9 protein-coding genes are annotated in these 9,357 nt (G+C 72.2%); 3 read left to right on the forward strand and 6 right to left on the reverse strand.

Annotated features, from left to right (window positions below):
* On the forward strand, positions 1-518 hold a 518-nt coding region (locus Q1N79_RS15775; protein ID WP_300609821.1), incomplete at its 5' end, for a hypothetical protein.
* Between the two features lie 61 nt (positions 519-579).
* Here Q1N79_RS15775 and Q1N79_RS15780 read toward each other — a convergent pair.
* The 3 genes from Q1N79_RS15780 to Q1N79_RS15790 are packed head-to-tail and all read right to left on the reverse strand — an operon-like array spanning position 580 to position 4,202.
* Positions 580-1,401, reverse strand: coding sequence for an FAD binding domain-containing protein (locus tag Q1N79_RS15780; protein WP_300609822.1), 822 nt, complete (start codon positions 1,399-1,401; stop codon positions 580-582).
* Positions 1,398-1,868: a (2Fe-2S)-binding protein gene (locus Q1N79_RS15785; RefSeq protein WP_300609823.1), complete on the reverse strand. Its 471-nt coding sequence runs from the start codon at positions 1,866-1,868 to the stop codon at positions 1,398-1,400. Before Q1N79_RS15785 ends, Q1N79_RS15780 begins: the two co-directional genes overlap by 4 nt.
* A 21-nt stretch (positions 1,869-1,889) precedes the next feature.
* Complete coding sequence (locus Q1N79_RS15790; protein WP_300609824.1) at positions 1,890-4,202, reverse strand: xanthine dehydrogenase family protein molybdopterin-binding subunit; 2,313 nt, start codon at positions 4,200-4,202, stop codon at positions 1,890-1,892.
* A 256-nt stretch (positions 4,203-4,458) separates the two neighbouring features.
* Between Q1N79_RS15790 and Q1N79_RS15795 the strand changes: the two genes are divergently transcribed.
* Positions 4,459-5,805: an SLC13 family permease gene (locus Q1N79_RS15795; protein ID WP_300609825.1), complete on the forward strand. Its 1,347-nt coding sequence runs from the start codon at positions 4,459-4,461 to the stop codon at positions 5,803-5,805.
* Positions 5,806-5,815: 10 nt separating this feature from the next.
* Here Q1N79_RS15795 and Q1N79_RS15800 read toward each other — a convergent pair whose 3' ends face one another.
* Both Q1N79_RS15800 and Q1N79_RS15805 read right to left on the reverse strand, forming a co-directional pair.
* Complete coding sequence (locus Q1N79_RS15800) at positions 5,816-6,523, reverse strand: phenylalanine--tRNA ligase beta subunit-related protein (protein ID WP_300609826.1); 708 nt, start codon at positions 6,521-6,523, stop codon at positions 5,816-5,818.
* Positions 6,524-6,535: 12 nt separating this feature from the next.
* Positions 6,536-7,624: an aldo/keto reductase gene (locus Q1N79_RS15805; protein ID WP_300609827.1), complete on the reverse strand. Its 1,089-nt coding sequence runs from the start codon at positions 7,622-7,624 to the stop codon at positions 6,536-6,538.
* 263 nt (positions 7,625-7,887) lie between these two features.
* Between Q1N79_RS15805 and Q1N79_RS15810 the strand changes: the two genes are divergently transcribed.
* A complete protein-coding gene (locus Q1N79_RS15810; RefSeq protein WP_300609828.1) occupies positions 7,888-8,811 on the forward strand; it encodes a helix-turn-helix domain-containing GNAT family N-acetyltransferase in 924 nt (307 codons plus the stop codon).
* An 82-nt stretch (positions 8,812-8,893) separates the two neighbouring features.
* On the opposite strand, the gene Q1N79_RS15815 is transcribed toward Q1N79_RS15810, so the two are convergent.
* A partial coding sequence (locus Q1N79_RS15815) for a hypothetical protein (RefSeq protein WP_300609829.1) occupies positions 8,894-9,357 on the reverse strand: 464 nt, incomplete at its 5' end.

Consider the following 9,357-nt stretch of genomic DNA (forward strand, 5'->3'; position numbering starts at 1 on the left):
CGAGCGCGCCGGCCGCCAGCCAGCCAGCCGCCAGCCAGCCAGCCGCGACTGCTTCGTCGCCCGCCGCGAGCCAGCCAGCCGGTGACGGCGGCAGCACGCAGCCGGCCGGCGTGCACCCGGGCCACGACACGCCCGCCGACGCGGTCGACGGGTACTTGGCGGCGGCGCTGGCCGGCGACGCGAAGCTGATGTGCTCATACAGCAACGCGTCCGCTTCGGACTGCCCGGCCACTATCCCGCACGAGACAGGCAACTTCACCGTCGCCAGCACGGTCGTGTCCGGGGACCAGGCGCTGGTCGCGATCACCGGCTCGTTCTGCGAGGACGGCAACTGCGTCAGCAACGCCAACCCGGCGACGGGCATGCCGAGCAGCACGGATTCGTTCGCCGTCGCGTTCATGACCGCGACAGGCTCGGGTACCGCCACGCCCGGATTGTCGCCGATAGCCTGCGTCGCCGTGCCGATTTACGGGGTGGCCGGGGAAAACGAACTGTGGTACGTCGACATCCCGCAATGAGGCGCCCGTCGCCCGCCCGCGCCGGCACCGGCGCGGGCGGGCGACGTCGTCCAGGACCCGGTTACGAGCGGGCGGCGACCTCTTCCAGCGCCCGCCTGACCAGCACGCGGGCCAGGTGCTCGCGGAAGGACTTGCTCGCGTGGATGTCCGAGCCCGCCGAGGTGCCCTCGGCGGCGAGCGCCGCCGCGTCGGCGATCGACGCGCCGGACGCCAGCGCCGCCTCCGCGGCGCTGGCCCGCAGCGGCGTCAGGCCCATGTTGACCAGCGCGATCGAGTTCCCCTGCACGGCCACGCCGACGATCGCCCAGTCGATCGCCCGCTTGGTGAACTTCTGGAACGACCAGGCGGCCGGGTTGGCGGGCTTGGGCACCTGGATCTCCGTCAGCAGCTCGCCCGGCTCGAGGGCGGTCTCGAAGATCCCCTTGAAGAACTCCGTGGCCGGCACCGACCGGGTACCTGAGGCGCCCCGCACCACGAACGTCGCGTCCAGCGCGAGCAGCGCGGCCGGCAGGTCGGAGGCCGCGTCGCCGTGCGCCACAGAACCGCCGATCGTGCCGCGGTGCCGGATCTGCGGGTCGCCCACCCGGCCGGCGGTGTGGGCAAGCAGCGGGATGTCCGCCGCGAGCACCGGCGAGTGCTGCACGTCGTGGTGCCTGGTGAGCGCGCCGATCGCCACGTACGTCCCCGCGTCGCGGATGTACGACAGCTCCGCGACCCGGCCCAGGTCGATGAGCACCGACGGGGCGGCGAACCGCAGCTTCATCAGCGGCAGCAGCGAGTGCCCGCCGGCCAGGTACTTGGCGTCCTCGCCGTAGGTGGCCGCGAGGTCGAGCGCCTCGTCGACCGACGAGGCGCGCCGGTAGGTGAACGCGGGCGGGATCACCGGTCCACCCCCGCGGCAGCCGCAGACAGCGCGGCCTTGACGATGTTGTGGTAACCGGTGCAGCGGCAGATGTTGCCCTCGAGCCCGGCGCGCACCTCCGCCTCGGTTGGCGACGGGTTCTCCCTGAGCAGCGACACGATCGCCATCACCATGCCCGGCGTGCAGTAGCCGCACTGCAGGCCGTGCTCTTCGTGGAACGCCTGCTGCACGGGGTGCATCTCCCCCGCGTCCGACGCCAGCCCCTCCAGCGTGGTCACCGACCGCCCGTCCGCCTGCGCAGCGAGCACGGTGCACGACTTGACCGACTCGCCGTCGAGCAGCACCGTACAGGCGCCGCAGGACGTGGTCTCGCAGCCGATGTTGGTCGCGGTGAGGTCCGCCACGTCGCGCAGGAAGTGCACGAGCAGCATGCGGTCCTCGACGTCCGCGGTGATCTCCTTGCCGTTGACGGTCAGTTCGACCTTCACTTCGCGCTCGCCTTTCTATGCTTATTGGCGCAAACCAGCCGACTGGATAGCGGTCCACACACGTTCCGGTGTCAGGGGCATGTCGATGTGCCGCACGCCGAGGTGGGAGACGGCGTCGATGACCGCGTTCTGCACCGCGGGGGTGGCGCCGATCGTGCCTGCCTCGCCGATCCCCTTGACGCCGAGCGGGTTCAGCGTGGTCGGCGTCTCGCTGGTCACCAGCTCGAAGCTGGGCAGCTCGGCCGCCGTGATCGCGCCGTAGTCCGCGAGCGTGGAGGTCAGCGGGTTGCCGTCCGCGTCGTACAGGACCTCCTCGACGAGCGCCTGCGCCGCGCCCTGCGCGATGCCGCCGTGCCGCTGGCCCTCAAGCAGCACCGGGTTCAGCACCGGGCCCGCGTCGTCGCAGCTGACGTGCCGCAGCAGCGTCACCTTGCCGGTCTCTGTGTCCACCTCGGCGACCGACAGCTGCGCGCCGAACGGGAACGTCGGCATCGCCTGGGTGAACCGCACGTTCGCCGTCAGCGTGCCGCCTTCGGCCTGCGAGGCGACCTGCGCCCAGGTCAGCGACTTGTCCGGGTCGCCGCGCACCTGCCACAGGCCGGTGTCCGCGTCGAGCACGACGTCGGCTTCCGCGGCCTCGAACAGCGACGCCGCCTGCCTGGCCGCCTCGTCCTTGACCTCGATCGCCGCCTTCTGCACCGCGGAGCCGCCGAGCTGCAGCGAGCGCGAGGCGTAGGTGCCCACGCCGTCCGGGATCAGGTCGGTGTCGCCGTGGATGACCTCGACCTTGTCCATCGGGATGCCGAGCTCGGCCTGCACGAGCATGGCGAACGCCGTGTGGTGGCCCTGGCCGTGCGCCGAGCTGCCGGTGTAGACGGTCGCGGTGCCGTCGGCGTGCACGTCGATCCTGCAGGTCTCACCGGCGCCGGCGTCGCCCGCGGTGACCTCGACGTAGCTGGCCAGCCCGATGCCGAGCTGCCTGACCTCGCCGGCCTCCCGGCGGCGCCGCTGCTCGGCGCGCAGCTCGGTGTACCCGGCCTTAGCGAGCACCTTGTCGAGCGCCGCCTCGTACTCGCCTGAGTCGTACGGCGCGCCGGTCTTGGTGACGAACGGGAACTGCTCCGGCCTGATGAAGTTGAGCTTGCGCACCTGCGCCGGGTCAAGCCCCGCCTCGGCGGCGAACCAGTCGACCGCGCGCTCGATCGTCGCGGCCGCCTCGGGCCGGCCGGCGCCGCGGTAGGCCGAGATCGGCGTCCCGTCGGTCACGACGACCTTGTAGTCGGCCTGCACGGCCGGGATGTCGTAGACGCCCGGCGCCATCAGCACGGTCAGGCTCGGCAGGAACCCGCTCATCCGCGCGTACGCGCCGGTGTCCTGGATCACGTTGAGCCGGTAGGCCTTGATGTGCCCGTCGCGGCTGCCGCCGATCTTGATGTGCAGCTCCTGGGCGCGGCCCTGGGTCATCGCCAGCAGGTTCTCGTTGCGGGTCTCCACCCAGCGCACCGGCCGGCCGGTGTGCTTGGCCGCCCACGCGACGAGGATCGACTCCCTGTCGACGCCGATCTTGGCGCCGAACCCGCCGCCCACGTCCGGCGCGACCACCCGGATCGCGGCGGGCGGCAGCCCGACCGCGGTCAGGATCAGCCGGGAGAGCTGGGCGTTCTGCGTGCTCGTCCAGACGGTGAGCTTCCCGTCCCTGAACGCGGCGGCGGTCGCCCGGCCCTCCATCGGCAGGCAGGCCACCCGCTGGTTGACGATGTCGCCCTCGACGACGATGTCGCAGCCGTCGAAAATGGCCTCATCGCTCGTTTCGTGGCCGCCCTTCTGGCACACGTTCGTGCCCGCGTCGGGGAACAGCAGGCTCTCGGCGGCCAGGGCGGCCGCGATGCTGGGCACCGCGGGCAGCGGCGCGTAGTCGACGCTGACCAGTTCGGCGGCGTCCTCGCCCTGGTAGGTGCTGTCGGTGAGCACGATCGCGACCGGCTCGCCGACGAACCGCACGCGGTCGACCGCGAGCAGCGGCTCGGACCACGGCCCGCCCAGCGGCAGCGGCCCCTCAACCGCGGGCGCGTCCGGGTCGAATTCCCCCGCGGGCGGTGGCGGCGGCATGTCGTCCATGTCCGCCACGGTCAGCACCGCGATGACCCCCGGCTGCTCAAGCGCCGCCGAGGCATCGATTCCAGTTATCAGCGCATGCGCCACCGTCGAACGCACGAACGTGGCCCGCGCCGCCCCGTCAAGCTCAGGTTCCCGCAGGTCGTCGACGTAGACACCGCCGACTGTCAGCAGCCGCGGGTCCTCCGTCCGAATCACCCGCGTGCCCAGAATGCTCATAAAACCTCCGCTGCTACGGCCTTCGCCAGCGAACTTACACCGTGGGGGATGGCACTTCCATACCGAGCTTCGCAATGTTACGCGCGTGTGTTTATGGCCGAACCACGAGGTAGATACAGGGTCTGAGTAGTCGCATTGTTCCTACTTGGCGCCAGCCGGCTGCCATTTCGAGCGGCATTCAAAACCGTTATCCGCGGCCGGCAGTGGCGTCTGTCGCGACAGCCGGTCCTGCTCGTTCGGGGAAAATGAAAGGAGCATGAATACGGACCTGCGCGGGTTTCCAGAAGCGGTCGCGGCCGCGGTCCTCGCCGTTGTCCTGGTGTGGGCGGTGCGGCGGCCGCGCGGCCTGCCCGAGGCGGCCGCGGCGGTGCCGGCGGCGGGGCTCGTCATCCTCGCCGGGGCGATCGCGCCGGACGCGGCGCTGGCGCAGGCGCGGCGGCTGGCGCCGGTGGTCGGGTTCCTCGCCTGCGTCCTTGTGCTGGCGCGGCTGTGCGACGACGACGGGCTGTTCCGCGCGTGCGGGGCGTGGCTCGCGCGGGGCGACCTGGGCGGGTCCGGCCGGCGCGCCCCCGGGCGGCGGCTGCTCGTGCGGGTCTTCGCGGTCGCCTCGGTGACGACCGCGGTGCTGTCGCTCGACGCCACCGTGGTCCTGCTGACCCCTGTGGTGCTCGCCGCGGCCGCGCGGACCGGTGTGCGGGCGCGGCCGCACGCGTACGCCTGCGGCCACCTGGCGAACTCGGCGTCGTTGCTGCTGCCCGTCTCCAACCTGACGAACCTGCTGGCGTTCGCGGTCTGCGGGGTGTCGTTCGGCGAGTTCGGGGCGCTGATGGCGCTGCCCTGGCTGGCCGCCATCGGGGTCGAGTACGCGGTGCTCCGGCGGTTCTTCGCGGCGGACCTGGACGCTGGTGGCCTGGGCGCCCCGGGTGCCCCGGGCGTCGCGGGCACCCCGGGCGTCGCGGGCGTCGCGGGCGTCGCGCCTGTCGCCGCCCCCGCCGACGTCCCTGGCATGCCGGTCTTCACGCTGGTCGTCGTCGCGCTGACGCTCGGCGGGTTCGTGGTCGCCTCGGCGGCGGGCGCGAACCCGGCCTGGGCGGCGCTCGGCGGCGCGCTGGTGCTGGCCGTCCGCGCGCTGGCGCGGGGGGAGACGACGGCCGCCGCGATCGCGCGCAGCGCGGACGTGCCGTTCCTGCTGTTCGTCCTGGCGCTGGGAGTGGTGGTCGCGGCGGTCGTGGACAACGGGCTCGGGTCGGCGCTGCGCCCGGTGCTGCCGGCCGGGACGTCGCTGCCCGCCCTGCTGGTGATCGCGGCGCTTGCGGCGGCGCTCGCCAGCGTCGTCAACAACCTGCCCGCGGTCCTCGTGCTGCTGCCGCTGGCGGCCCCGGCGGGTACCGGCGCGGTCCTGGCGGTCCTGCTCGGCGTCAACATCGGCCCGAACCTCACCTACACAGGCTCGCTGGCCACGCTGCTGTGGCGGCGGGTGCTGCGCGCCGCCCACGGTCCGGACGTCGCGTTGGGTGAGTTCACGCGGCTCGGGGTGCTGACCGTTCTCCCGGCCATTGTGTTCTCGGTGGTGGCCCTGTGGCTGGGCTTGCACGCCGCCTGACGTCGGTCGCCTACAACAAGGCCGCCGGGGTGGCCGGCGTGAGCCAGTGGGTGCTCACCCGGGCGGAGCGCGCGGCCAGGCGGGTGGCCAGGTCGGTGGCGGCGGCGGCCACGGCCTGGCCGAAGTTCGGCGCGTCCGTCGTCTCGAGCAGGAACACGACGCGGGTGCTGTCCGCGGTGACTTTGGTGCGGTCGGCGTCCCTGTGGTTCCAGTGCCTGGTCAGCACGGACTTCGCGTCCGTGTAGATGACCTCGCCCGGACGGGGGTGCTCGGTCACGCCGGGCTCGCCGAGCGGGGTGAAGTCCTCGTCGCCGGCCGCGAAGCGGACCGTGATGTCCCCGGTCACCGCGTCCAGGTCGAACGCGCCCGCGGGCACGCCGTGGGTGACCGAGACGAGGTTGTAGCAGTCCACGGCGGCGCTGATCCTGGGCAGCCGACCGGTGCGGGCCAGCCGGCGGCGGAGCGCGTCGACGCTCGGCCGCTCCCGCTTGGGGTTGGTGCCGAACGCCCGGTACGCCGCGTGCCAGGCCGCGATATGCGGATCGGCGGCGGCGACCGCGGGCGCCTGCCCCGCCGCCGCGGACTCCTCAAGGGCCGCCAGCGCGGCGTCCACCTCGGGCCACGGGCCGCGGCCCGCGAAGCCCCCGGCCACGATCGCCGCTATCCGGAAGCTGGCGAACGCCGCGCACACCCCGTCGCTGACCCGCAGCTGCGTCATCGGGCCAGCGCGTCAGGCGGCCGAGCGAGAATCGTGCGGGCGGCGGCGCTTGGCGGGGTCGGTGATCGTCGGGGGCAGCCACCCCGCGTCGGGGGCATTGAGCGTCACGCCAGGTGCGACGATCTTGTCGATCTCGTCGAGCACGTCGTCGGAGAGCGCGACGGTCGCGCCGGCCAGCAGGTCGGTGAGCTGGTCGATGGTGCGCGGGCCGATGATCACCGAGGTGACGGCGGGGTTGGCTGACGCGAACGCCAGCGCGAGATGGGTCAGCGAGTGGCCCGCGTCCGCGGCGAGCTTGATCAGGTCCTCCACGGCGGCGAGCTTGGCCTGGTTGCCCGGCAGCGACTGGTCGAACCGCACCGGCAGGCGCGCGGCCCGGTGCCCGGTCATGTCGACCCCGGTCTCGGCGCGGTACTTCCCTGTCAGCCACCCGGCCGCGAGCGGGCTCCAGGTGATCACGCCCATGCCGTACCGCTGGCAGGTAGGCAGCACGGCGGTCTCGATGCCGCGCGCGAAGATCGAATACGGCGGCTGCTCGCAGCGGAACCGGACGTAGCCGCGCCGTTCGGCCACCCACTGCGCCTCGACGATCTGCTCCGCGGGGAACGCCGACGATCCGATCGCGCGGACCTTGCCGCTATGGGTCAGGTCCGACAGCGCCGACAGCGTCTCCTCGATGTCGGTGTCCAGGTCCGGCCGGTGGATCTGGTACAGGTCGATGTAGTCAGTCCGCAGCCGCCGCAGGCTGTTTTCCGCTTCGCGGACGATCCACCTGCGGGAGTTGCCGCGGGCGTTCGGGTCCGCGCTCATCGGGAAGTGCACCTTGGTGGCGAGGACCACCTCGTCGCGGCGACCGCGCAGCGCCTCGCCGACTATCTCCTCGGACTCACCGCCCGAGTACGCGTCGGCGGTGTCGATGAAGTTGACGCCGCCCTCGAGCGCCGCGTGGATGACCTCGATGCTCTCCCCGTGGTCCGGGTTGCCCCACTGGCCGAACATCATCGCGCCCAGGCAGTACGCGCTCACCTTGATCCCGGTGCCGCCGAGTGTCCGCATCCGCATGCCAGTCCCGCCTTCCGTCGCGCTGGTTACCTCGGACACCAATTCTCCCGTGGCCGTGCGTCGCCCGCGACCGGGGAGTAAGCGAAGTAGTAACGCCAGTGGCTCCTGGGATCGGTGGTGCCGAGCCGGAGGCCGGGCTGCCAGGAGGCAACTGGGCCGTTGGCGCACCTGGCCCGATAGAGCTGGGGCGTTGGCGCAATTGGCCCAGAACGCGGCACGGCGGAGCGCGCGAAAGGGGGTCTATTGCTTGACTAGGACAAGGATTATTGTTGACTTAGGCAAGCAATAGACTAGGGAGGGCCATGGGCGCCGTTACCGATGAGACCCGGCCGGACCACGTGGCGGCGGTCCGCGCGTTCAACCGCTTCTATACCAACGTGATCGGGCTGCTGCACGGCATGTACCTGGACATGCCGTACTCGCTCACCGAGGCGAGGCTGCTGTTCGAGATGGCGCGGGCGGATGTCACGGCAGTGGCCGACCTGCGTCGCACGCTCGACATCGACGCCGGCTACCTGAGCCGGGTGCTCGCCCGCTTCGAGAAGGACGGGCTTGTGATCAGGCAGCGCTCTGGCGGCGACGGGCGCCGCCAGGACATCGCGCTGACCGGCGCAGGACGGGCCGCGGCGGCCGAACTCGACGCGCGCTCGGCCAGGCAGATCGGTGAGCTGCTGGCCGGAGTGGACAGGCGCAGGCTGGTTGACGCCATGCGGGAGATCGGCGACCTGCTCGGGGAGCGGCGGACGCGCGCGGTGGTGCTGCGGCCGCCCGCGATCGGCGACCTCGGCTGGGTGCTGCAACGGCACGGCGCGGTCTACGCCGGGGAGTTCGGCTGGAACAGCGAGTTCGAGGCGTGGGTCGCCCGGATCGTCGCCGATTACCTGCGGGCCGGGGACACGCCGCGCCGCGCTGGCTGGATCGCGGAGGTGGACGGCGTGCCGGCCGGGTCGGTGTTCTGCGTGCCCGAGGACGACGCGACGGCGCGGCTGCGGATGCTGCTCGTCGAACGCTGGGCCCGCGGCCTGGGAATCGGCACCCGGCTGGTCGATGAGGTGCTGCGGTTCGCCCGCCGGGCAGGCTATGCGCGGATCGTCCTTTCCACGTACGACGTCCTGGTCAGTGCCAGGCGGATCTACGTGGCGGCCGGCTTCACGCTGGTGAGCCAGCAGCGGGAACGCGCGTTCGGGCACGAGCTGACCGCGCAGACGTGGGCCCGCGACCTGTAGCACACGCCAGCCGGCCGACCGGGGGCTTCCCGGTCGGCCGGCTTTTCTGGAGTGGTACTCGCAGGCGTGTGCGCCGTTGGCCTTAGGCGGTGGCGCCCGCCTCGTGGCCGGCGTCCTTGATCTGCTCGATCGGCGGGCCGAACACGGTGGCGCCGGGGCGCTCGCGGCGGATCCGGGCGAACCCGAAGACCCCGGCCAGGAAGGACACGGTGCCCAGGCCGAACAGCACCAGCGAGATGATGTAGGTGATCTGGGAGACCTTCCACCAGCCGTAGGCGTTCAGCAGCATCGACCGCAGCGTGGTGCCCTTGAACACGGTGGCGACCTGGCTGGCCAGCGCGGTGTCGGACGGCTTGGCGATCGCCTCGGTGGACAGCTGGGAGTAGGTCTTGCCGCCGCCGATCTCCTGCAGGTGCACGGCGATGAAGTGGTCAGCGTAGGCCTCGGCCTGCTGCCCGGTCAGCAGCTGCTGCCCGGCGTACTGGGAGACCGACGGGATCATCGACGGGGTGATCTCGGTGCCCGCCTTGGGGTGCGCGAACGCCG

The organism is Trebonia sp. (assembly GCF_030042015.1).
Classification (GTDB): Bacteria; Actinomycetota; Actinomycetes; order Streptosporangiales; family Streptosporangiaceae; genus Trebonia.